Annotated in this window: 21 protein-coding genes; 9 read left to right on the top strand and 12 right to left on the bottom strand. The window is 61.9% G+C overall.

From position 1 onward, the window contains the following. The first annotated feature begins 1 nt into the window (after nt 1). Nucleotides 2-1,549 carry a J domain-containing protein gene (locus QMX97_RS09915; RefSeq protein WP_282396810.1) on the top strand — a complete coding sequence of 516 codons (1,548 nt, stop codon included), beginning with the start codon at nt 2-4 and terminating at the stop codon, nt 1,547-1,549. After that, complete coding sequence (locus QMX97_RS09910) at nt 1,546-2,520, top strand: DUF3829 domain-containing protein (protein WP_282396809.1); 975 nt, start codon at nt 1,546-1,548, stop codon at nt 2,518-2,520. Before QMX97_RS09915 ends, QMX97_RS09910 begins: the two co-directional genes overlap by 4 nt. 3 nt (nt 2,521-2,523) lie before the next feature. Here the strand turns inward: QMX97_RS09910 and QMX97_RS09905 are convergent, their stop codons facing one another. Then, nucleotides 2,524-3,195 (bottom strand): DUF3313 domain-containing protein, encoded by a 672-nt coding sequence (locus tag QMX97_RS09905; RefSeq protein ID WP_120448650.1) that lies wholly within the window; start codon nt 3,193-3,195, stop codon nt 2,524-2,526. 172 nt (nt 3,196-3,367) lie between these two features. Here QMX97_RS09905 and QMX97_RS09900 point away from each other — a divergent pair, with 172 nt between their 5' ends. Continuing rightward, entirely contained in the window at nt 3,368-5,581 is a 2,214-nt protein-coding gene (locus QMX97_RS09900; protein ID WP_282396808.1) for a tetratricopeptide repeat protein, read from the top strand. Nucleotides 5,582-5,626: 45 nt separating this feature from the next. Here the strand turns inward: QMX97_RS09900 and QMX97_RS09895 are convergent, their stop codons facing one another. The 5 genes from QMX97_RS09895 to QMX97_RS09875 all read right to left on the bottom strand — a co-directional run bounded on the left by QMX97_RS09895 (nt 5,627) and on the right by QMX97_RS09875 (nt 10,486). Next, the gene (locus QMX97_RS09895) at nt 5,627-6,121 is read right to left on the bottom strand and encodes a hypothetical protein (RefSeq protein WP_065905406.1); all 495 of its coding nucleotides are present in this window, start codon (nt 6,119-6,121) and stop codon (nt 5,627-5,629) included. Between the two features lie 172 nt (nt 6,122-6,293). Then, entirely contained in the window at nt 6,294-6,635 is a 342-nt protein-coding gene (locus QMX97_RS09890; RefSeq protein WP_201144537.1) for a hypothetical protein, read from the bottom strand. A 215-nt stretch (nt 6,636-6,850) separates the two neighbouring features. After that, nucleotides 6,851-7,393 carry an isopentenyl-diphosphate Delta-isomerase gene (gene idi / locus QMX97_RS09885; protein ID WP_083221412.1) on the bottom strand — a complete coding sequence of 181 codons (543 nt, stop codon included), beginning with the start codon at nt 7,391-7,393 and terminating at the stop codon, nt 6,851-6,853. A gap of 64 nt (nt 7,394-7,457) precedes the next feature. Further along, nucleotides 7,458-8,264: a class I SAM-dependent methyltransferase gene (locus QMX97_RS09880; RefSeq protein ID WP_282396807.1), complete on the bottom strand. Its 807-nt coding sequence runs from the start codon at nt 8,262-8,264 to the stop codon at nt 7,458-7,460. Beyond that, nucleotides 8,261-10,486, bottom strand: coding sequence for a cytochrome P450 (locus tag QMX97_RS09875; protein WP_282396806.1), 2,226 nt, complete (start codon nt 10,484-10,486; stop codon nt 8,261-8,263). The genes QMX97_RS09880 and QMX97_RS09875 overlap by 4 nt, the downstream gene beginning before the upstream one ends. A 438-nt stretch (nt 10,487-10,924) precedes the next feature. Between QMX97_RS09875 and QMX97_RS09870 the strand changes: the two genes are divergently transcribed. Continuing rightward, a complete protein-coding gene (locus tag QMX97_RS09870) occupies nt 10,925-11,617 on the top strand; it encodes an aspartate/glutamate racemase family protein (RefSeq protein WP_120448653.1) in 693 nt (230 codons plus the stop codon). Here QMX97_RS09870 and QMX97_RS09865 read toward each other — a convergent pair. The 4 genes from QMX97_RS09865 to QMX97_RS09850 all read right to left on the bottom strand — a co-directional run bounded on the left by QMX97_RS09865 (nt 11,614) and on the right by QMX97_RS09850 (nt 15,649). Then, nucleotides 11,614-12,126 carry a GNAT family N-acetyltransferase gene (locus QMX97_RS09865; protein ID WP_065905411.1) on the bottom strand — a complete coding sequence of 171 codons (513 nt, stop codon included), beginning with the start codon at nt 12,124-12,126 and terminating at the stop codon, nt 11,614-11,616. The genes QMX97_RS09870 and QMX97_RS09865 overlap by 4 nt on opposite strands. A gap of 61 nt (nt 12,127-12,187) precedes the next feature. Then, nucleotides 12,188-13,258 (bottom strand): DUF1176 domain-containing protein, encoded by a 1,071-nt coding sequence (locus tag QMX97_RS09860; protein ID WP_282396805.1) that lies wholly within the window; start codon nt 13,256-13,258, stop codon nt 12,188-12,190. Between the two features lie 53 nt (nt 13,259-13,311). Then, on the bottom strand, nt 13,312-14,451 hold the full coding sequence (locus tag QMX97_RS09855) for a glycerate kinase (protein WP_065905415.1): 1,140 nt from the start codon (nt 14,449-14,451) through the stop codon (nt 13,312-13,314). Nucleotides 14,452-14,542: 91 nt separating this feature from the next. After that, nucleotides 14,543-15,649, bottom strand: coding sequence for a sugar diacid recognition domain-containing protein (locus QMX97_RS09850; protein WP_120448657.1), 1,107 nt, complete (start codon nt 15,647-15,649; stop codon nt 14,543-14,545). A gap of 174 nt (nt 15,650-15,823) precedes the next feature. Here QMX97_RS09850 and QMX97_RS09845 point away from each other — a divergent pair, with 174 nt between their 5' ends. After that, nucleotides 15,824-17,134, top strand: coding sequence for an MFS transporter (locus QMX97_RS09845; RefSeq protein ID WP_106803796.1), 1,311 nt, complete (start codon nt 15,824-15,826; stop codon nt 17,132-17,134). Between the two features lie 99 nt (nt 17,135-17,233). Here QMX97_RS09845 and QMX97_RS09840 read toward each other — a convergent pair whose 3' ends face one another. Then, entirely contained in the window at nt 17,234-17,938 is a 705-nt protein-coding gene (locus QMX97_RS09840; protein WP_201144547.1) for an SDR family oxidoreductase, read from the bottom strand. 101 nt (nt 17,939-18,039) lie between these two features. Here QMX97_RS09840 and QMX97_RS09835 point away from each other — a divergent pair, with 101 nt between their 5' ends. The 4 genes from QMX97_RS09835 (at nt 18,040) to QMX97_RS09820 (ending at nt 21,684) form a co-directional block, all read left to right on the top strand. Then, nucleotides 18,040-18,951, top strand: coding sequence for a LysR family transcriptional regulator (locus QMX97_RS09835; protein ID WP_282396804.1), 912 nt, complete (start codon nt 18,040-18,042; stop codon nt 18,949-18,951). Nucleotides 18,952-19,071: 120 nt separating this feature from the next. Next, a complete protein-coding gene (locus QMX97_RS09830) occupies nt 19,072-19,935 on the top strand; it encodes a hypothetical protein (protein WP_282396803.1) in 864 nt (287 codons plus the stop codon). A 186-nt stretch (nt 19,936-20,121) separates the two neighbouring features. Further along, entirely contained in the window at nt 20,122-21,132 is a 1,011-nt protein-coding gene (locus tag QMX97_RS09825) for an aldo/keto reductase (protein ID WP_106803792.1), read from the top strand. Nucleotides 21,133-21,381: 249 nt separating this feature from the next. Further along, nucleotides 21,382-21,684, top strand: a complete 303-nt coding sequence (locus tag QMX97_RS09820) for a transposase (RefSeq protein ID WP_231997079.1) — start codon at nt 21,382-21,384, stop codon at nt 21,682-21,684. Here QMX97_RS09820 and QMX97_RS09815 read toward each other — a convergent pair. Continuing rightward, nucleotides 21,672-21,955, bottom strand: a 284-nt coding sequence (locus QMX97_RS09815) for a hypothetical protein (RefSeq protein WP_282396802.1), incomplete at its 5' end; no start/stop codon positions are given. The genes QMX97_RS09820 and QMX97_RS09815 overlap by 13 nt on opposite strands.

The raw sequence follows: 21,955 nt of genomic DNA, 5'->3' as shown, positions 1-21,955 counted from the left end.
CATGACTTGCTGGAATGTCCTTGGCCTGCCGCCGGATGCCGATAGCCGCACGATCAAGCGCACTTACGCGGCGCTGCTGAAGAAGACCCGGCCGGATGACGACCCCGAGGGTTTCCAGCGCCTGCGCGAAGCCTATGAGGCCGCGCTGACGTGGAGCGAGGACCCGCAGGAAGCCGACGAAGTCATCATCGAGACCCATGGCGAGACCCTGGCCGAGCGTTACCAGGCGGCGCTCGGTAATGGCGGCGCCCTGCACTTCGAAATCCACCTGCTGCTGCGCGACATCGAAGGCGACCTCAACCCCGAAGACACGCGCTGGGCCTTTGAAACGTTCAACTGGCTGACCGCCTGGCAGCGCCTGGAGTTGCCCGCCGAGCTGGTCGGGAAGCTCGAGCGCAAGCACCGCGCGGCCTTGCAGCAACCGCTGCGCGAGGCTCTGGAGCACAAGGATGAGGCGGCGTTCCTGGCCGCTTATGCAGCGCGCGACGAGCACCCTTGGGTGAACAATCACCCACATGCCGAGTGGTTCAACCAGTGGCTGGCGCGGCTGCTGGCGCAGAGTCACTACTGGTCGAGCGCCGTATTCGAGGCAGTCTGCGCCGGCCAGCACTGGCACGGCGGCGCGGGCCATGAGTGCCCGGCAGACGAGTGGACGCTGCTGTTGCGGCGCCAGCAAGCGCCAATCGTCATGGCGCGCCAGCGTGCCCTGGCGGCCGAAGCCCCCAACACCCCGCAACAACGGGCCGCGCGGTTGCTGCTGGCACCGCTGAGCCTGGGCCAGCGGCGTGCCTTCGCCCAGCGCTTCAACGAACACGACTGGAAAGCCTGCCAGGCGCTCAGCGCCGACATCTACGCCGACCACGTGGCCGAGGCCGAGGCGATGCCCGGCGGCACTGTGTATTTCTGGCAAGGCTGGGACACGGCGATGGACACCTGGCCGTGGATCGTCGCGCTGGTGCTGAGTTGCCTGGTCGGCGCGCTGGCAAAGGCCGAAACCCTGGCCGGCAACGTGGTACCGACGCTGGGCTACGGCGTGTTGTGGGCATTCGCGGCAGTGATCGGCGCCGGCGTGGCCTGGCAGGCCTGGCGCCCGCTGGCCCATCAGTACCGCGTGCTGGATGAGCAGCTCAGTCAACGCCTGCCCCGCTGGCTCAGCCCTACACACTTGCCATTGTTGCCGATACGGGACCTGGTGCCTGGACTGATCCTCGCGGCCACGCTGGAGTATGTCTTCAGCCCGCTTGCCAGCCTGACACTGGTGGCGGTGCTGGCGCTTATCGGCGTGATCAAGCGACCCTTGATGAACAGCCACACCCCGTGGACCGCGCGCAATCCGCGCTGGGCCGCACTGGGCATGGCACTGTTGGTGATCCTGGGGATTGTGCTGTACGCGGGCCTGGCCCTGCTCGACAGCCAGCACCGCGTCACCCGCAACCAGGGCCTGCAACCCTGGACCGAACGCCTGTGCAGTCGCATGCCGCGCACCGACACCGCGTGCCAGGCCCCCGCCACCGAGGCGCAGTGGTATGGACAGGAGGCTACGCAATGAATCCGAAATGGCTGGTGCCTATCGGCCTGGTGCTCGGCCTGGGCTTGCTCGGCGTAGCCGGCGCCACCAAACCGCTGCAATACGCGCAATTGTGGCTCGACCAGCGCGACAGCCCCTACACCGCGGCGGCCAGCGCCATTGCGCCGATCATTGATTGCGTAAACCGCGTCGATCGCGAAACACGCCTGGCCTACTACTTCATGAGTACCGGGCAGGAGGAAGTGCGCAGCTACGATAAATTCGGCGACCGCAACGAGCCCGATGCCCGCTACATCCGCGCGTCGGTCTGCTCTGAGCTGTACACCCTGAAACTGCGGCGCCAGCAACCCGACAGCCCACTGCTCGGGCCCGCCGCGACCTACGCGGCCAGCCTGAACAGCTTCACCTCGCTGGCTGATCGGGTCACGCTGCCGGAGTGGGCGTCTGCCGCGCAGCAAATCCTCGTCGAAGCCGTGAGAAAACAGTATGCGTTGCAACTGGCCGAGAAAGGCCAGGACTACCTGGCGGCCTCGACCGCGCTGCGCACGCCGCTGGAGCAGGCCGACATGGCGGTGCGCCCGGCGCAGCTGGCGTTGATCGAGGCACGCTTCGGCCGGGACATGCACTGGCAGGTGCTCAATTACATGATCGCCGCGCGCCAGGCCGTGAACCAGATCGAGCAAGGCATGCGCAACGCCAGCCTGACGCCGCCTGCCGTGGCAGCCTTGGCCGACACCGTGCAACAGGCGGCAGACAGCGCCCGGGCCTATGTGCGTACCCATCCGGGCGACAAGCTCGACGAAGAAGCCCATTTTCTCTGGTACACCCTGAACGAGCCGGCCGACGCGTACCTCTCAGCCTTGCGCACGCTCACCCAACACTGGCACGAACACGCCCCACCGCAGCAACTGAGTGACGACTATTACCTCGTCACCCGCCGCTACGATGCCCTGCTCAGCTACTACAACAAACCGGCCAGGAATGCGTTTTAAGCGTCAGTGCTTTTTCAGCTTCAGGTAAGACTGATGCAGGTCCGATGCCCAGCCATCAATGACGCTTTTGACATCGTCGGCCTTCATCACCTGCGAGTCGTTCGCCAGTGGCTTACCGGTGCCTTTGCGCACGACTTGGGCGAGCACCTTGCCACTGGCGCCGTCGAGGAACTGCGCCTCGGTGCCGAGGGTGGTTTCCTGGTCGCGGATGCCGGTGCCGGTACTCACCGCCGCCGCCACCAGGGCAACCGGAATGTACTCATACGGCTTGAGGGACTCTGTCTTGCTGCTTACCGCTGTGATCGCCGCACGCACCACTATCACGCCAGGGCCGGGGGCATTGGCCAGCGGCAACGACTTCGCCAGCTCACGCTTGAGCGCCTGGTTGTAGTAGGTGTTGATGCCATTGAGGGTGCTGTCCGGGATTTTCGCGGTGGCCTGGGGCTTGGGGTAGAACTGCGTCGGTTCGATGTACACCGCGTTATAGCGACTCAGATCCAGCTTGGGATCGACCCAGCGCATCACTTCGGCCCCCGAAGGCGACTGGGCCTCCTTGAGCTGGCTGTAGTCGGAGAGAAAGCCCGAGTACTCATCCGGTTGCGTGACCTTGCTGGCGCAACCGCTCATGGCGAGGGTTGCGATGCACACGGTGCTGATCATTAGCCTTAGTTTCATCATTGAACTCCCTGGCGGTCTTCGTCAAAACACTGAGCTGTAGGTATAGCCAATCCTGGCGAAATAGTGCTTTTTTCACCTGCCCGTTTGACAGGACTGTGGCCAGCGTCAAAGCTGCACGGAGCTTAAGCACGCCGTAGAGCGTCCATGCATCAAGACAGCGGAAGTCGGAATGCCCAAGCCCAAACCAGCACCTGTTGTACCCCACCGTGATTCGCCCCGTCGTTACCTGTACCCCGTGCTGATTGTGCTGCTGTTGGCGGCCATGGCCGGGATCTGGTTTTTCCTGCAGGCCAGCGCGCCTCGGTTACCGGCTCCGGCGCCCGTGGCGGCGACCAAACCGGTGGTCAGCACGCCCCCTGCGCAACTGGTCGACGAGCAGCAGTGCCAGGGCTGCCACCAGGCCCAGGCCAAGGACTGGCAAGGCTCGCACCACCAACTGGCGATGCAGCCCGCCACGCCGCAGACGGTCCCGGCGGATTTCAACAACGCCTCGTTCAGTGCCGAAGGTGAAACCACGCGGTTCTATCAACGCGGCGATGAGTTCTGGGTCAACACGCCGGGCAGCGATGGCAAGGCGGCCGACTTCAAGGTGGCCTACACCTTTGGCATCGCGCCGTTGCAGCAATATCTGCTCGAAGTCGGCGACGGTCGCTTGCAGGCCCTGGGCGTGGCCTGGGATACACAGAAAGGCCGCTGGTTTCATCTCTATCCAGGCCAGGGCGTCAACTTCAAGAACCCGTTGCACTGGAGCAAACCCAACCAGAACGCCAACTTCATGTGCGTGGAATGCCACACCACCGGCTACAAACGCAACTTCGATGCGCTCAACAACCGCTTTAACAGTCAATGGAACAGCCTCGGCGTGGGCTGCCAGGCCTGTCATGGCCCGGCCTCCAACCACCTGCAGTGGACCGCCAAAAACACTGATGCGGTGCACGCCGGGTTTGCCGTGGATTTGAAAGACAAGGACGCCACCGTCGAACTCGAAACCTGCGCCCGCTGCCATGCACGCCGTGCGCCGCTGGGCGATGGTTTCACCGTGGGCAAGCGCCTGATGGACGACTACCTGCCCAGCGTGTTGACCCGCGAGCTGTATGCCCTGGACGGCAAGATCAAGGATGAAGTGTTTGAACACGGCTCCTTCGCCCAAAGCAAAATGGCCGAAAAAGGCGTGCGCTGCAGCAATTGCCACAACCCCCACAGCGCCGAGCTCAAGGCCCAAGGCAATGGCGTATGCCTGCAGTGCCATAACCCGGCAGGCAAAACCCCGATCGCTACGGTGGCCGGGCGTGGCTTGCAGGCAAAAAACTACGAGTCCAGCGAACACACGCGGCTGCCACCTGGGCAACCCGGTTCGTTCTGCGTCGATTGCCATATGCCCGGCAAGTTCTACATGGGCAACGATTTGCGGCACGACCACAGCTTCAGCATCCCCGCCGGCGCGCGTGACGTGCTGCGCGCTCCCAGCTACGCGGACAGCATGGCGCTGATTCGCGGGGGCCAGCCCGGTGCGGCCCAGGCACTGTATGACCAGCTGGCGCGCAGCAACCTGCCGGCGATCCAGCGCGCGACGATGTTGATGGAGTTGCCCAATTACCCCAGCGAACAAGCGCTGAAGCTGGCAACCAGGGACCTGGCCAACGCCGCCCCGCAGGTGCGCGAAAGTGCCGTGCGTGCGGTCAGCGCGTTGTTGCCGCCACCGGAGCGTGTCGCGCTGTATGGGCCATTGCTCAAGGATCCGGTGCGCGCCGTGCGCATCCTCGCCGCGCGCGATCTGCTCAGTGTGCCGGGACAGGGCCCGGCCTGGGACAAGGCCATCGCCGAATATGAACAGGTGCAGTTGAGCCTGCAGGAACGCGCCGAAGCCAACCTCAACCTGGCGATGCTCTACCAGGCCAGCGGCCGTGGCGACCGGGTCGAGGCGCAGTTGCGCGCCGCGTTATTGCGCGATCCGGACTTTTTCCCGGCATTGGTGACCCTCGCCCAGTGGCTTGAAGCCAATGGCCGCGCCGACGAAGCACGCGCGTTGATCGCCGAGCAGCTGGCACTGCACCCCGACGCGCCGCTGTTGCAGCACACCCAGGGCTTGATGCGGATTCGCGCTGGCGACACCGCCAAGGCCATGCCCTACCTGCGCCAAGCGGCACGACTGGACCCGGCCAACGCCCAGTTTGCGTACGTACTGGCCGTGGCCCTGCATGACATCGGTGAGGTCGAGCCAGCCTGCGAGCAACTGGAAGACCTGCTCAAGCGTCAGCCCTATCACCGCACTGCGCGGCTGTCGCTGATCCAGTACTACCTGGAAAATGGCCAGGAACCCAAGGCGCAGGCCGTGCTGCAAAGCTGGAAGGCGCTCAACCCCGGCGACCCGGCGCTGAAATAGACACGTCCTCAGTCGGCACCGACGTGCCGGCGAGGGCCGTGTGCCTCAGCCGCGTTCGCGCGGAATCAGGCTCTGCAATTGCGAGGCGAGGAAGTTGGCGTCGAAGGCAAAAGTGTCCGGGTCTTTCAGGCCGTTGGTTTTCTTCCAGATCCAGTCATTTTTATCCGCCGCCAGCACCAGCGACACACTGCCGTGGCGCGCAGCGGTCAGGCCCATCACGGCCACGGAAATCAAGCCGCCCACGCCCATCACGTCCGGCACGAACTCCACCGGTTTGCCGGTGATCTGCACGGTCAGCTTCTCAGTCTTGAAGGTCGAGGCCTCGACCGGCACGCTCGGCCCGCTGGCCACATAGGGCTCACGGTGGACTTCGAGCAACCCCACCTGCTTGACCGGTTCGAGCCACTGCTCGATCTGCCCGAACAACTCGCTGAGCTTGTGCGTCCAGCGCGCCGACTGCAGGTCAAATTGCTGTTTTTTGTGCGCTTCGCTATCAGCGTAATGACGAAGCATCTCGCCCAGTTGCTGTACATCGTCCATTGCGGATTTCCTTGGGTGAGCCAGATTGCGAAGCCTGATCATGGCAGATGCGGCCACTCAGCGTATGACTAAACACCAGCGTGAGGCGCGGCTCGTCGCTGACCGTTGGATCAACTCCAACCCGGGCGCCCCGGCCTCAACGTGGAATGCAATGGAAGGTGCGGTTGACGTGTCAGCCCTGGGCTGGCGTTTCAGCGGCGGGATATTGCGCCACGGCTGATCGATGAACGGCGCGCCTGTTAACGTAAGCGCCGTAGTCGATATGCAATTCCTTCGTCTTGGGAAGCTGGCTCTTATCAAGCTCAATCACCATTGGCCGCTTCAAGTTGTCTGGTTGCAAGGTCAGGTAGATCGCAATTCCATGACCCGTCGGCTTACGCAGGAAGAACACCACTTCCTGTTTCTCATCAAGGCCAGGAATCGCCGGCGCGGTGATCGTGAGTTTATCGTCTGTCTCGGTAACCGTGACCGCAGGCAGGGCGTCGAAGCTGAGAAACTCGTAGGTATTTGGCATCTGGCAATCCTCCTCGTATCAATGGATCAGGCCGCATGGAATAGGCCTGACCTCCATTAACAGCGCCAAAACGCTTACCGTCTACTGTTAGAATTAACAGGTTTATACCTGTCATGACGGTGGTGCGTGCTGCAGGTACACCCTGCAGCACGCGCAAGATTCTCGCCTGGGATTAAGGATTTCAGGGGATTTGCCTGACGCCCATTGCGGCTTGATCAGGCCTGCAATACAGGTGTATCGAAAGAGGGATGCTCCGATAAAAGCTGACGCCACTCCATTCGAAACCAGGGAGTGAACTGTTCTTGCGATTCTGAAAGGCGCGCGGATATTTCGGCTCGTGTCCACCACTTGATCTCGCTGACTTCTTCAAGTGCCGGGCTGACCAAAGCGTCAGATTGCGCAACCAATACATGACAAAATTCGTGTTCCGCGCCGATTGAACCAAAGCGCGCATGGTACTCAAAACTGTATAAAAAACGGCACGAGGCCGTGACGCCTAATTCCTCACGCAGACGACGAGCTGCGGCATCCAGGATAGTCTCTCCCGGAGCCGGATGACTGCAGCACGCATTCGACCAGAACCCTGGCCAGAGCATTTTTCCGGCGGCACGACGCTGAAGTAGATGACGCCCGTCGCTGTCGATCAGGTGCACTGAAAATGCGCGATGAAGCTTTCCCGCTCCCAGGTGTGCTGTGCGTTTGTCACACACTCCAATCTGTACATCCTGGGCGTCAACTAACACTACATCATTGTTCATTGTGCATTCCCTTCCGTGCAATTACGCATGCCCTCCCCCGCACACTGCTTTCAGTGCGCGAGGTTTACTCAGGTAAGGGGACTTGCCCCCAGGCGCTGACGAACGTCAGCGCTGCCTCGTCGAACCCTGGATCGGCACGCAGGCGGGCCATGGCGTCAAGGTCGTCTTGAGTGAGTAACGCCAGTTTCAGCAGCGCCGGTCCAGCCTGGGCGGTGGTTGCAGCCCAAAAGGCATCGGCGAGGCTGTTGTCACCGATTCGACCTTCGAGGGTACGCTGCCCGACGCTGGAGAGTCCCCGAGCACGTAATCCAGCGGCAAGCGTATCAGCCCAGCGCATGTTGGAGCCGATGGTCTGCTCCAGGAGGGTGACTCCGGCCTCGGCGACTTTTCGAAACAGCGGGTTCGCAGTGCTCAAGCTCGGTTGCAGACTCACGTCTTCGATCACCAACCAACCGCCAGGGCGGACCCAGGTTGCGGCTCGCGTCAAGATTTCTTCGCGTTCGCTGAGGTGACACAGCAGCGCCCGAGCATGCACCACGTCAAAGGAGGCAGCAGGAAAACCATCAGTCGCCGCATTGTGGGTCAGCACCCGAATGCCGGGAATATCGGCCAGGAATCGGGTATCGATGTCAGTGGCGGTGACCGTCGCGTCGAGATATCGCTTGCTCAGCCATCTCGCGAGGGATCCGGCACCGGCGCCGAGATCGAGGATGGCGGGCGTGTGCGCAAGATCCAACTGATTAAAAACCTCCTGGCTCAAGGGGTCAAAGGCACGCTCCAGGGTGCGTAAACGGGCCAATTGGCCTGCGTGCTGATCGGCAAGATAACTGCTGGTGTAGCCGGGTTCCTCAGTGAAGTCAGTAGTACTCATAGTGTGACCTCCAGTTGCCCAGGGCATCGATTGAGGAATCCGTGCTCGGTAGGCTTGAACCCAGGAGCCCAGTGCAGGTTTGGAAAGGCCTGTAGCAGCATGCGAGCGCTGATCGTGATCTCCATCCGTGCCAGCATTGAGCCCAGACAGAAGTGGCGCCCCGCGCCAAAGGCGAAATGGCTGGCTGCGTGTTCGGTGCGCGACATGTTGAAAGTGTCCGGATCGGTGAATTGGTCTGGATCACGGTTGGCCGAGCCGATCAGACAGGCCAGGGTCGCTCCGGCAGGAATCGTTCCCGACGGCAGCTCCAGCGATTCACGGGCCTCCCGCAGTACAAGTTGCAAAGGCGGGTTGCGTCGCAGGGTTTCGGCGAGCGCATTATCCATCAGCTCTGGATTGGTCATCACCGCGTCTTTGACACCCGGCTCGTTCAGCAGGTTGACAATCAGATTCGCCAGCGCACCGTGACTGGTCTCACTACCCGCCGTCATCAGGATCGCACAGTAGGATCGGACGAACGTCTCCGACAACGGCTTGCCGTCGATCTGAGCCGCCAGGAGCTGCGAAATCAAATCATCTGAGGGTTCAGAACGGCGGGCGTCGATGTGTGGCTGGATGAAGTCGTAGAAACTGTCTCGGTTGGATAACCCACCGGTCAACAGTGCCGGGTCCTGTCGATAGTTGCCCATATAAGCAAAGCCCACGGCACACCAACGTTTAAGCCGCTCCACTTCCTCGCGGGTTTCAGCCGGGAGACCCAGTGCGCGAGCCATCACCCGCACGGGCAGTGCCGCGGTGAAATCGGCAATGAGGTCCACCTGAGGTCGACCCTGCATTTGCGCCAGAAGGTCTGTGGTTACCGCGATGATGGAGGTCTCAAGCGCCGCGAGGGCATTGCTGCGAAACGATGGACTCAGCAACGCTCGGTGCTGAGCGTGCTCGCATCCGTCCATAGTGACAATTGTGTGTCCCAGCAACGGTCCAATCTGCCAACTGTAGTTGTTGTTGCTCGCCCCAGGATGGGTCAGCGCCGCCTTCACATCCACATACCGACTGACCAGCCACACATCGGTGGGCTCGTCGTAAACGATCGGTAGCGAGGTACGCAAACGCTCATACAATGGGTACGGGTCGACTTCGAATTGACGGAATTTAAGGGTCGGCGGGGTCAGTTTCAGATCCACTTGCCGGTTATCCTGTGCCGAAGCGTCGGCAGCTTGCAGGTGATAGCGAGAAACGCTCCGGTGCCAGTCGCCCGCCGCCCGGACAACCTGGCGCAGCCGATCGGGGTCAGTCGCGGCGGACCGCCGATGATTCGCAGGCTGGGCGGCGACCGCGGTGAACTGCGTAACCGCCGTGTTCACCATCTGATGGGCCGATTCAATCGCGGCAGGCCAGTCCAGGCTTCTGGTATCGGCAAGGATCGACACCAGGTTGAAGCGCTCACCACACACCACATCTTTGGCAATCGAATGGATGTCGTTCGTCCAGGCAATTATATCGGCAGCGTGCTCACGCAGCGTGTTCCACCATTCGGTGTCCGCTGCATCCGCGTACGGATCGAGCGTTTCAGCCGCATCGATGAGATCAAAGAAGAACAGTGCGCCGAAAGAGTTACGGCGCAAAGGCAGGTACTCGGCCAACGTGAGCGCCGTGTCGGTTTCCCGCACGCGGACCAGCGTCGACTGCGCTCGCAGATGTTGGATCAAATGCCGCACGAGCCTATTTCGCCAATGGTCGTCCCCCAAGCGCTGGGTCTGAGGCCACAGGTCATCGACCAGAACACTGAGCATCGGGTCATCAAAACGGCTGGTTTCAGCTGCAGGATCAGCCTCGCAACCGTCGGTCAAAGCCTGTACTGCGGTGATGAAACGATCCAGTGCACCTTTTTCCGCCCAAGGGCCATCATCGATTCGGTCATCGAGGATCAGCGCCCACAGGTACCAGCAGACCAGAATCTCGGCTTGTGGCGTGGGCGCCCTTCCGCACAGCGCAATGCCCAGTTCGAGCAGCGCAGTGGTACTCAACCGATGCGCACCGCGGCGTCCGATCAAGCCATACCGCTGCGCCCAGGCGAGAGCATGTGCACGCAACGGCTCACAGTCGGAACGCGGTGGCGGACCAGCGAAAGGCAGATGGATTTCGGGAATAATGAGCGGTGTCGGTGATAAGTGATCGCGTTGGCCGGTGCCGGGATCGCCTTCGCAGGGTTGCGATGCCATGAGGGATTCCTCCTGAATCAACTTTTTATAAGATTGGGCTCCGGCTGCAACGCCTGCCGTCACGACGAAGCAGAATAGATCGTAGTTTCTTCAACCGGCCTGATCTTACTTGAAGCTAATCTCTTGAAATGTGGGCATTGCCTTAAGTCGACCCGGACAATGCCTCTCAGAGTGTGGGGGGGGTGAACCGCCATCCCTACCCCTCCCGTCCCAGCGGTCTGGCAGGTGTATTGATTGCTCGCCACTGTTGATTAGATACGCGCATTGATTCGAAATATACTGTCATTTCTTACAGGTATGGACGAGTCCCCCAGCACGCTGGCTGCGATCGGCAAGCGCCGTTATTTGAACTGCTATGGTGAATGAGTTGGCAACTGCGTATGACTAATCGGCAGCCGCTGGGTAAGGTGAAGCGACTTTCCTTGTCAGGAGCATCGCATGCGCACTATCGGCCTTATCGGCGGCATGAGCTGGGAGTCCAGCGCCGAGTACTACCGCATCATCAACCAGCGCGTGCGCGACCAGCTCGGCCCGCTGCGCTCGGCGCAACTGTTGATGTACAGCGTGGATTTCGGCCCGATGGAACAAGCCCAGCATGCCGGGCGCTGGGATGACGCCGCGCTGATCCTCGAAGATGCCGCGCTTCGCCTGCAGGCCGGGGGCGCCGAGTGTGTGGTGTTGTGTACCAACACCATGCATTTGGTCGCGCCGCGCATCGAGGCGGCGGTGTCGATTCCCTTCCTGCATATCGCCGATGCGGCCGGCGCCGCTGCCGTGGCCGCCGGCACGCTGACCGTCGGCTTGCTCGGCACGGCGTTCACCATGGAGCGGGACTTTCTCAAGACGCGCCTCGCCGCCCAGGGCCTGACCGTGCTGGTGCCGGACGCCGACGAGCGCCAGGCCGTGCACCGGATCATCTATGACGAATTGTGTGTCGGCGTGATCAGCGATGCGTCACGCGCGGTCTACCTGCGGGTGATCGAAGGCCTGGCCGCACGGGGCGCCCAGGCGATCATCCTCGGTTGCACGGAAATCAGCCTGCTGGTCAAGCCCGAGCACAGCACGCTGCCGCTGTTGGACACTACCGAGCTGCATGCGCAGGCTGCGGTGGCGTTTGCACTGCAGGATTAAGCCGATTGGCGCAGGCGCGCCATGCTCAAGGTGTCGACAAAAACACCGTCACGCAGGGCGTAGTCGCGCATGCGCCCTTCGACTTCGAAGCCGAACTTGCGATACAGGTGATGCGCGGCTTCGTTGTCGGCGTACACCGTCAGTTCCACGCGGCGCAGGTTCATCCAGTTGTCGGCCACGTCCAGCGCGGCGGCCAACAAGCGCGAACCGACGCCCTTGCCCTGCCAGGCCGGCGCCACGCCCATGCCAAACGAGCCGACATGCGCACGGCGCACGCGCGGGTACTGTTCCAGGCCCAGCTGGCCAATGACCTCGCCGCCGTGCACGGCGACCAGTTGTAGCCGGCGCTCATTGTCGGTGACCAGCTTGTTGCGCCAGGCCTCTACCGACTGAAACGGCATCTGCAGCACCTGTCGGCACACGGCCGGATCGTTATAGAGCGCAGCCACGCCTTCGAGGTGGGTTTCGCCAAAGCGCTGGATCACGATATGCGGTTCAGGGGCGTGCATGGTGTTTCATCCTTGGAAAGACACGTGGCCGACCAGTGTAGAGGCAACGCGCGCTGCCTGGCTAGGGCGCCGGCAGGGTTGTCCACAACGCCGGCCAATCCCCGTAGGGGGTCCCGGTGCAGCGCGGCATCATCTTAAACTCACGCAACTGGAACGCCTTGCCGTCAAAGACCCAGACCCCGCCCGCACCGCAATCACCGATCCCGCGCAGCTTGTAGAAATAACTCAAGGTGCCGGTGGTTTCGTCATACCCCACGGAGCCTTCGAACGCGGCGCCGTCCAACGGCAAAGGCTGAATGCTCAGCAACGTTTCGGTGTAAGGCGGCTTGCGCTCACGGCTGCTGATTTCGTACTCGCAGTTGTAGGCCGCGCAGTCAGTGCGCACCACCATCATGGCCTGGTCGGCACTCAAGGCGCCGGCCTCGGCGTCGGGTTTCATTTCAGTGTCGGTGTTGGTCAGCGCCTTGATCGCCGCTGCAGCCAGGCCGGCCTGTTCTTGCGCGGTCAGTGCGGGGGCGGTCGGGAACTTGCGCAGCACCGGGGTCGGCTGGCGAGCCGGCACCTCGCTGGCAGCGGCCTTGCCCGGCCGGGCCAGCGCGGTGACGTTGTCTACCCGGCCCTGCACCGCGTCCATCAACAACAGCGAAGCACTCAGCCCGCTCAGCGACACCTTTGCGTTTTCATCGCCGGGCAACTGCAGGCGCTGGCCATTGCGCAACCGCTGCAACCAGCGCCGCGCCGGCGCGTCCTCGATGACGCTGTAGAAGTGCATCTCGGGGTCGCCGCCTTCATCGTCCAGCTCCACATGCAAGTCGCGCGTCAATGCCTGCCCCAAGGGGTGGCCATCCAGCAGCAAGGTGGAAAGATCCAGGTCTTCGCCGCGGTGATCAAAGCGCAGGCGCAAGTACCCTTCGGGGCCTGTCTGGTGAAAGATATGCAGGGTCAGCGAACTGTAGTCTTCTTCATCGACGCCGCTGGGTGAACTGAGCGCGTGGCAATTGCGCAAGTTGTCGCAACCGGTGACCCAGTTTTTGATTTCCCGCAGCAGCGGTACGGTTTCAGTCGCGGGTCGAGCGAGGACGTGAGGGCTGATACCAGCCAGCAGCATGGCCAGGAATGCGGGGCGCAGCATGGGGACTCTCCGTGTCAAAAAGGCGCGGATTGTCCCATGTTCAAGGGTTCAAGTCAGCGCCCGGCAGCCGTGCGCCATACCCGCGCAATATCCGCCGCGCGCTCGGCCAACAATCGCGGGGCTTCACTGCAGGCCTGCTCCAGGCTCATCGGGCCCGACGGCAAGGCAAACGCGGCATTCACGCCATGGGCGTACATCTGTTCGTAGCCATCGCCCAGGGTGCCAGCGATGACAATCACCGGCACCCCATGTTGGCGGGCAATGCGCGCGACCCCGAACGGAGTTTTGCCGCGCAGGGTCTGGGCGTCGAAGCGGCCTTCACCGGTGATCACCAGGTCGGCGCCCCGTACGGCGGCGTCCAGGCCGACCAGCTCGGCGACCACGTCCACCCCGGCCCGGAACTGCGCACCGAGAAACGCCTTGGCGGCAAAACCCAGGCCGCCGGCGGCGCCGCTGCCGGGCTCATCGCGCACATCCTTGGGCAACACCTGGGCGCACTGGTCGGCGAAGTGCCCGAGGGCGGCGTCCAACTGTTGCACCTGCTCGGGATTGGCGCCTTTTTGCGGACCGAATATCGCCGACGCGCCGTGGGGGCCGCACAGTGGATTATTCACATCGGCGGCGATTTCAAAGCGTACCTGCGCCAGCCGTGGGTCAAGGTTCTCCAGGCTGATCCGCGCCAGTCCAGCCAAGGCCAGGCCACCGGGTGCGAGGGCCTGGTGATCGGCGTCGAACAGTTGCACGCCGAGCGCCTGCATCGCGCCGGCCCCGCCATCGTTGGTGGCGCTGCCGCCAATCGCCAGGATGATGCGCTGGGCACCCAGGTCGAGGGCGGCGCGGATCAGCTCACCGGTGCCGAACGTACTGCTGCTGCAGGCGTCCCGCTGGCCCGGCGGCACCAGTTGCAGGCCGCTGGCTTCGGCCATTTCGATAATCGCGGTGTGGCTGTCAGCCAACCAGCCCCAACGCGCTTGCACCGTGGCCCCCAACGGACCCCGCACCGCCTGGCGCCGCAACTCGCCGTTGCAGGCCGCGAGCACCGCATCCACCGTCCCTTCACCACCGTCCGCCATGGGGCACAAGACGCTCTGCGCATCCGGCCAGACCTGCGCCAGCCCGGCGGCAATGGCCTGGGCGACGCCCTCGGCACTCAGGCTGTCCTTGAACGAGTCGGGGGCGATGATGATTTTCATGGGCTTTCTCCGGTTTTTATGACGCCCATGCTGCCAGTTGGCTTCGGGAATGACGCCGGTCCGATGCACAAGTCTGGCTCAGGTTTGTTGTTCATTCCGACAAAGCCTGGGGCAGCAGCTGTACGCCAAGGTAAAGAGCCAGCATGCCGTCCAGGGTCAGCGGATCAACGCCGCTCAGCTCAGCGATGCGCTCCATGCGATAACGCAGGCTATTGCGATGAATGCCGAGGGCGTCGGCGCACGCCTGGCTTTGCCCGTCGTGGTCGCACCAACTGCGCAAGGTCGCGAGCAACTGGCCGTTGGTGTCTTTGGCCAGCACCTTGTGCAGCGGCTTGAGCAATTCGTCCAGGGCATCATCGTTGCGATGGCGCCAGAGCATGACGGGCAGGCGATAACGGTTGAGGGTCAGCAGCCGCGATTGCGGCAGGATATCGCGCCCATACGCGAGCAGATCACCGACACGCCGGTAACAGCGGCGCAGCCCCGCCAAGCCATCGGCTTGCCCACCCACGGCCACGCGCAGAATGTGCCAACCCAGGCCTTCGAGCTTTTCCAACAAGCGCGGATTGTCGACCTGCAGCGCGGCAGGCCGACACCACAGCAGCGAAAACTGCGCCGAGCTGACACACCAGCTGTCCGGATAGCGCGAGGTCAGCCAGGCACTCAACGCCTCCGCCGATTGCCCCACACCCAGCTCGAACAAGTACGGGGTGCGTGGCAGCTGCGGCTTGAGGCCCAGTTGTTGCGCCTCGTCCACCAGGCGCGGCGAGTCGCCAGTGTCGGCGAGCAGCAAGGCCAGCAAGTCATCGCAGCGCTGGCGTCGCCATTGCTGTTCGACCTGCTGGTGCCGATGGCTGACAAGCATCTCGGCGGTCATGCGCACCAGCTCGGCGTAAGTGCGCAGGCCTTCCGGCTCACCGGTGATGCCCAGCACGCCGATCAGACGCTGGTCGTGCATCAGCGGCAGGTTGATGCCCGGCTGCACGCCCTTGAGGTGCTTGGCGGTCTGCCCGTCGATCTCGACCACGCGCCCATTGGCCAGGACCAGTTGCGCGCCCTCGTGGCGGGTATTGATGCGCTCCGGTTCACCGCTGCCAAGGATCAGGCCCTGGCTGTCCATGACATTGACGTTGTGCGGCAGGATCGCCATGGTGCGATCGACGATATCCTGAGCCAGGTCATGATCCAGCTCGAACATGGGGCCATCTCCTTGAAAGAAGTGCTTGAAAACGCAGGTTGTTCATCAGCACAGCGCAATTGATGCTTCACTGTGCGCAAGCACAAAGACAGCACCCTGCCACGTGGCTGAGACTCTTTGGGCGATCAACGTTACCTGCGCATCGCGAAAAATCATAATAAAGAGAGACTCCCCATGTCACAGAGCGCCGCTGCCACACTGGCCACCGATGACGATAAAAACGCCATCTACAAGCGCATTACCCTGCGCCTGATCCCCTTCATTTTCATCTGCTATCTGTTCAACTACCTCGACCGGGTAAACGTTGGCTTCGCCAAGTTGCAGATGCTCGATGCATTGAAATTCAGCGAAACCGTGTACGGCCTGGGTGCCGGGATCTTCTTTATCGGCTACGTGCTGTGCGGCGTGCCGAGCAACCTGGCGCTGACCAAATTCGGTCCGAGGCGCTGGATCGCGCTGATGATGATCGTCTGGGGCACCTTGTCCACCTGCCTGCTGTTCGTCACCACGCCGACGCATTTCTACACCCTGCGCCTGTTTACCGGTGCCGCCGAAGCCGGCTTCTTCCCGGGTGTGGTGCTGTACCTCTCGCAGTGGTTCCCGACCTTCCGTCGTGGGCGGATCATGGCGTTGTTCATGTCGGCGATCCCGGTGTCCGGCTTGCTCGGCAGCCCGTTTTCCGGCTGGATCCTCAACCACTTCGCCGCCGGCCAAGGCGGCCTGGCGGGCTGGCAGTGGATGTTCCTGCTGCAGGGCATCCCGACCGTGATCCTCGGCGCCCTCGCCTACTTCCTGCTCAGCGACAGCTTCGCCAACGCCAAGTGGCTCACGCCGCACGAACGCGCGGTGCTGGAAGCCGACCAGGCGACGGACCTGGCGAACAAGCCGAAAACCACCACCGACTCGTTGGCGGAAGTGTTCAAGAACCCGGCGATCTGGGCGTTCGGCCTGATTTACTTCTGCATCCAGAGCGGCGTGTACGCGATCAACTTCTGGCTGCCGTCGATCATCAAGAACCTGGGGTTCAGCGATAACCTGGTGATTGGCTGGCTCAGCGCGATCCCCTACCTGCTGGCCGCAGTCTTCATGCTGCTGGTCGGTCGTTCGGCGGACTTGCGCAAAGAGCGCCGCTGGCACTTGGTGGTGCCGATGTTGATGGGCGCGATCGGCCTGGTGATCGCGGTGAATTTCGCCACCACCCCGGCCATTGCCATCCTCGGCCTGACCATCGCGACGATGGGCGCCCTCACCGGCCTGCCGATGTTCTGGCCAGTACCGACCGCCATGCTCAGTGCAGGTGCGGCGGCGGGTGGTTTGGCGTTGATCAACTCCATGGGGCAGATGGCGGGTTTCCTCAGCCCGTATATCGTCGGCTTCGTGAAAGATGCCACCGGCTCCACGGATGTGGCGCTGTACCTGCTGGCGGCGGTGATCGTGGCGGGCAGCGTGCTGGCGTTGCGGATGACGCGAACCCTGAAGGCGTAACTTTCATCCTGCAGGAGTCGGCTTGCCGGCGATAAGGCCCAAAGCCTTGCTACGCGCCAGAGGGCGCGATCGCCGGCAAGCCGGCTCCTGCCGGTTCAGTCAGAGCAAGCCGCCGCCGTCGATGTCGATCACGGCGCCGGTCATGAAGCCATTCTCCATGGCCAGCACATACCCCGCCGCCACTTCCCCAGCCTGCCCGACACGCCCTACCGGCAAGGCGCCGCCGGCCTTGGCGAACATCGCCAGGCGCTGCTCCTCGGTCAACCCCGCATAGGCCGGTGTATCAATGACCCCGGGGCTGATCACATTGACGCGCCGTGGCGCGAGCTCTTTAGCCAACTGCTTGCCCAATGCCTCGGTCGCGGCGTTGATGCCGGTCTTGATGAATTGGCCAGCCGCCGCTTTACGCCCCAACTGCCCGGAGGTCAGGCTGATGCTGCCATGCTCGTCGAGAAACGGCAGCGCCAGTTGAATGGCCCGCAGTGAACCCCAGAGTTTCACATTGAAGTTTGCCTGGGCCTCATCCAGGTCGGTCTCGGCCAGCGTCTTGGCGCGCACGGATGGCCCGGATGTATAGACCAGATGATGAAACCGCCCCACGCTTTCGAACAGTCGCTGCAGCGAAGCGGCATCGGTAACGTCTACCGGCTCGCTGCGCAGGCCGTTTTCGTTGCCCGCAGACAAACGACGCCCGGCCAGTACCACTTGGGCGCCCCGTGCTGCGGCGGCCTTGGCCACGGCGGCGCCAATACCGCTGCTGCCGCCGATGACGATCACCGTTTTGCCGTTGAGGGAAGAAGTCATGAAGAAGTGTCCTGGGTCAGAAAGTGAGCGTTCATCTTCCCAGCTTGGCAATCGACGAAAAATCCCGGTAAAACGACAAGATCTTTAAAGGATTTTTACAAATGAGCTCGATTCTCGACCTGGACGTGTTTGTACGCACCGCCGACACCGGCAGCCTCTCGGCCGCCGCACGCAGCCTTAACCTGACGCCGGCTGCGGCGAGCATCGCGCTCAAACGCCTGGAAACCCGCCTGGGTATTCGCCTGCTCGCGCGTTCCACCCGCAGCATGCGCCTCACCGAAGAAGGCCGGCGCTATCTGGACAGCGTGCGCGTGGCGCTGGAAGCACTGTCCGAGGGCGAGCAAGCGATCAAGCAGCAAGGCCAGAGCCTCAGCGGCCTGCTGCAATTGGCGGCGCCTTCGGACTTCGGGCGCAATGTACTGCTGGGCTGGCTGGATGAATTCAAGGTCGAACACCCGGCTATCCGCCTGCAACTGCTGCTCAATGACAGCAACGCCGACCTGTTTCGCGACACCGTTGACATTGCCCTGCGCTTTGGCGTGCCGCAGGATTCCAGCCTGGTGGCGCTGCCGGTGGTGCCCGGCCACCACCGCATCGCGTGCGCCAGCCCCGACTACCTCGCACGCCACGGCACACCCCGCACACCGGCGGACCTGGCGCAGCACAGCACGCTGCGCTACATGCGTCGCGGCCGCGCCAACAGCACCTGGTATTTCCGTCAAGGCGCACTGTTGCAGGAGGTCGAGGTCAGCGGTGACTACCTCAGCGATGACGGTGAGATCGTGCGGCGCTGGGCCCTGGCCGGCCACGGTATCGCCTATAAGGCCAACCTGGATGTTGCCCGCGACATCAAAGCAGGCCGGCTGGTGCCTCTCTTAACTGACTGGCAAGGTGAGCCCGCGCCGTTCAACTTGATGTGTCCTCATCGCCTGCAGGTCTCGGAGCGCGTGAAAGTACTGCATGATTTTCTGCAGAGGCGCTGCCAGTCGTTGCTTAACACGACGCACCAGTGACAATTTGGCGATAAAAACGCGGCCGTTTAAACCTGTCATTTATGACAGTATCTGAGTTCGTTGACCCCGATTAGCATAGTCATCCCGAGGTACCCTTCACGTTACGCAAGGAACATCGAGATGAAAGCTGAGACAGAGGCACTCACCAGTACAGGCACGCTGACCGCAAAGTTCAGCGGCAGCCATAATCACTCATTCGTATCGGATCCTGACAGGCAACACATTTTCAAAGCGGGCGGCCAATGGCGTTTCAGCGGAGTACAACTGCAAAGCAGCGATCCGCACCAGAACTACTACGGACTCAGTGTGGTATTGCCAGCCAGCCTTGAGGAAAATGGCAAGGACCACACCTACAGCTTCCCCGGCGAGGCCACTGGTTTCGTCTTTACGCCCCATCGCGCAGGGATTTCGGTCTACACGGTTGTCAGCGGCAAGATTACCGTTTCCGTACAAAATGACGAGATGAAAGCAGCCTTTCACTTCTCCTCAGCATTGAACAATGACCATGTGGATGTGACTGCCGGCGTGCTCCATTTAAAGGGAGTTTCCTATCCAAGGCTCAATACGGGAACCTTCGAGGGAGAATTCACCAACAGCCCTTTTTTACATAAGCAGTTTGTCGCCGAGAGTGCGGGCATCATCAGTCACGAATCGCCCGTCTTTCCGCACGTGTGGGAAGTTTTTGGCTCGCAGCGCATTGCCCTACCCCTGCCCTCAAATCTTATTGTCAGTATTCAAATAGATAAGAACCTGACCGAGCATGACTATTTCATCGGCCCAGAAGCCAAAGGGGTGTACGTTAATTGCAGCGCCCTGCCTGGGTGGACGTTTTATGTCCACCGCAAGGGAACACTGCATTTCGATTCATTACCCGGCACCGGTCACGCAAAAGGCAAGCTGAATTGCAGTTTCGTTAATCCCCAAGGCGGGGAATTCCAGTTCGACGGTAAGTTTGACGTCCGCGCGCCCTTCTATACCGCCTGACCTGCTGGATACTCAGCGATTGCCTTGAATCATCACCCGCTGATTTCGCTTGCTCCTCAAGCAAGTGTTATCGGCGGTAGGGCCGTGTACGCACATACGAGCAGCAAAACGCGACATCAGGCTTGTTCTAGAGCCTCCCTCTCTGGTATTGCATAGGTCACGTTTCCCTGCCTTGAGGAGCTTTGCATGATTTACCGCACATTAGGCCAGTCCGGACTGAAGGTCAGCGCCCTGACCCTGGGCACCATGATGTTTGGCGAACAGACCAACACCGAGGACTCGCTGCGCATCATCGACAAGGCCTGGGACCAGGGCATCAATTTTATCGACACGGCGGACGTCTACACCGGCGGACGCTCCGAGGAGATCGTCGGCGAAGCCATTGCGCGCCATCGTGAGGATTGGGTGCTGGCCTCCAAAGTTGCCATCGGCCCCACCGACGGCCTGCCCAATCGCAGCGGCTTGAGCCGCAAGCGTATCTTCAATGCGCTGGAAGCCAGCCTGACGCGCCTGGATACCGACTATCTCGACATCTACTATCTGCACCGCGAAGACCACGACACGCCGCTGGACGTCACGGTGTCGGCGATAGGTGACCTGATCCGCCAGGGCAAGATCCGCTATTGGGGCTTGTCCAACTATCGCGGCTGGCGCATCGCCGAAGTGATTCGCGTCGCCGAGCGCCTGGGTGTGGACAAGCCGGTGATCAGCCAGCCGCTGTACAACATCGTCAATCGCCAGGCCGAGGTCGAGCAGATCACTGCGGCCGCCGCCTATGGCTTGGGCGTGGTGCCTTACAGCCCATTGGCGCGTGGCGTACTCAGCGGCAAGTACGCGCCGGATGTAACCCCCGAGGCCGGCAGCCGCGCGGCGCGCCAGGACAAACGCATCCTGGAAACCGAATGGCGCGTGGAGTCGTTGCGCATCGCCCAGCAGATCCAGCAGTACACCCAAGGCCGTGGCGTGGGGATTGTCGAGTTTGCGATTGCCTGGGTGCTCAACAATGCTGCGGTGAGCTCGGCGATTGTCGGGCCGCGCACGGAAGCACAGTGGGATGCCTACATCGGCGCGCTCGACGTGAAGATCTCGGCGGAGGATGAAGCCTTCATCGACTCGCTGGTGACGCCCGGGCACTCGTCCACGCCGGGGTTCAATGATGTGGGGCACTTTGTGTCCGGGCGGATAGCTCGTTTGTAAGCGGGGAATAGCGCCCTGTAGCAAGCGGGGCTTTTTGTGCTGAGCTGTTTCCTGTGGTGAGCGGGCTTGTTGAGGCAAGCGGGCTTACTGTGGTGAACAGGCTTGTGGCTGCAAACAGCTTCATGTGGCAAACAGGCTTCCTGTGGCGGGCGGGCTTGCCCCGCGTTGGGTGGCGAAGTGAACTGGCCTAATGATTTTGGACACCTCAATCGGGCGCTATGATGGCGTCCAAATCTGAGGTGTTTGGATATGCGTAAATCTTATTCAAGTGAGTTCAAACTCAAGGCTGCCAGCATGGTGCTGGACGAGGGGCAGTCGGTTCCCGAGGTCTGTGCCAGCTTGGATATTGGCCCTACGGCCTTGCGCCGCTGGGTCGATCAAGTTCGCAAGGAACGCTTGGGCTCGACTCCGGTGGGAGCCAAGGCGATTACCGCGGATCAGCGAGAGATCCAGGAACTTAAAGCCTTGCTCAGGCAAAGAGACCGGGATATCGAAATCCTAAAAAAGGCCAGTGCTCTCCTGCTTTTGGACGCCAAAGATCACTCTCGTTGATCTGTGAGCTGGGCGAGCAGTACGGCGTTAACGATTGCTGTCGTGTGTTCGGAATAAACCGCAGTAGCTTTTACGCATGGCGTCAGCGCCAAGGCAAGGTGAGCCCTAAGCGAGAGAAACTCAAGGCTATGCTGGTCAAGCACCACAGGGCGTCGAGAGAGTCTGCGGGCGCTCGTACCTTGGCTAAACAGCTGCAAGCCGGCGGGCATGATGTCGGGCGGTTCATGGCTCGCAGCTTGATGCGAGAAGCAGGCATTGTCAGCCGTCAACG

It is taken from the genome of Pseudomonas sp. PS01298, assembly GCF_029959745.1.
Lineage (GTDB): Bacteria > Pseudomonadota > Gammaproteobacteria > Pseudomonadales > Pseudomonadaceae > Aquipseudomonas > Aquipseudomonas aylmerensis.
The sequence above is the reverse complement of the archived record's forward strand: the minus strand, read 5'-3'. Positions and strand labels throughout refer to the sequence as shown.

Bases quoted from the DNA above. Each gene is read 5' to 3' on its own strand.
- QMX97_RS09915 (WP_282396810.1), top strand. From the start codon at position 2: ATGACTTGCTGGAATGTCCTTGGCCTGCCGCCGGATGCCGATAGCCGC.
- QMX97_RS09910 (WP_282396809.1), top strand. From the start codon at position 1,546: ATGAATCCGAAATGGCTGGTGCCTATCGGCCTGGTGCTCGGCCTGGGC.
- QMX97_RS09905 (WP_120448650.1), bottom strand. From the start codon at position 3,195: ATGAAACTAAGGCTAATGATCAGCACCGTGTGCATCGCAACCCTCGCC.
- QMX97_RS09900 (WP_282396808.1), top strand. From the start codon at position 3,368: ATGCCCAAGCCCAAACCAGCACCTGTTGTACCCCACCGTGATTCGCCC.
- QMX97_RS09895 (WP_065905406.1), bottom strand. From the start codon at position 6,121: ATGGACGATGTACAGCAACTGGGCGAGATGCTTCGTCATTACGCTGAT.
- QMX97_RS09890 (WP_201144537.1), bottom strand. From the start codon at position 6,635: ATGCCAAATACCTACGAGTTTCTCAGCTTCGACGCCCTGCCTGCGGTC.
- idi (WP_083221412.1), bottom strand. From the start codon at position 7,393: ATGAACAATGATGTAGTGTTAGTTGACGCCCAGGATGTACAGATTGGA.
- QMX97_RS09880 (WP_282396807.1), bottom strand. From the start codon at position 8,264: ATGAGTACTACTGACTTCACTGAGGAACCCGGCTACACCAGCAGTTAT.
- QMX97_RS09875 (WP_282396806.1), bottom strand. From the start codon at position 10,486: ATGGCATCGCAACCCTGCGAAGGCGATCCCGGCACCGGCCAACGCGAT.
- QMX97_RS09870 (WP_120448653.1), top strand. From the start codon at position 10,925: ATGCGCACTATCGGCCTTATCGGCGGCATGAGCTGGGAGTCCAGCGCC.
- QMX97_RS09865 (WP_065905411.1), bottom strand. From the start codon at position 12,126: ATGCACGCCCCTGAACCGCATATCGTGATCCAGCGCTTTGGCGAAACC.
- QMX97_RS09860 (WP_282396805.1), bottom strand. From the start codon at position 13,258: ATGCTGCGCCCCGCATTCCTGGCCATGCTGCTGGCTGGTATCAGCCCT.
- QMX97_RS09855 (WP_065905415.1), bottom strand. From the start codon at position 14,451: ATGAAAATCATCATCGCCCCCGACTCGTTCAAGGACAGCCTGAGTGCC.
- QMX97_RS09850 (WP_120448657.1), bottom strand. From the start codon at position 15,649: ATGTTCGAGCTGGATCATGACCTGGCTCAGGATATCGTCGATCGCACC.
- QMX97_RS09845 (WP_106803796.1), top strand. From the start codon at position 15,824: ATGTCACAGAGCGCCGCTGCCACACTGGCCACCGATGACGATAAAAAC.
- QMX97_RS09840 (WP_201144547.1), bottom strand. From the start codon at position 17,938: ATGACTTCTTCCCTCAACGGCAAAACGGTGATCGTCATCGGCGGCAGC.
- QMX97_RS09835 (WP_282396804.1), top strand. From the start codon at position 18,040: ATGAGCTCGATTCTCGACCTGGACGTGTTTGTACGCACCGCCGACACC.
- QMX97_RS09830 (WP_282396803.1), top strand. From the start codon at position 19,072: ATGAAAGCTGAGACAGAGGCACTCACCAGTACAGGCACGCTGACCGCA.
- QMX97_RS09825 (WP_106803792.1), top strand. From the start codon at position 20,122: ATGATTTACCGCACATTAGGCCAGTCCGGACTGAAGGTCAGCGCCCTG.
- QMX97_RS09820 (WP_231997079.1), top strand. From the start codon at position 21,382: ATGCGTAAATCTTATTCAAGTGAGTTCAAACTCAAGGCTGCCAGCATG.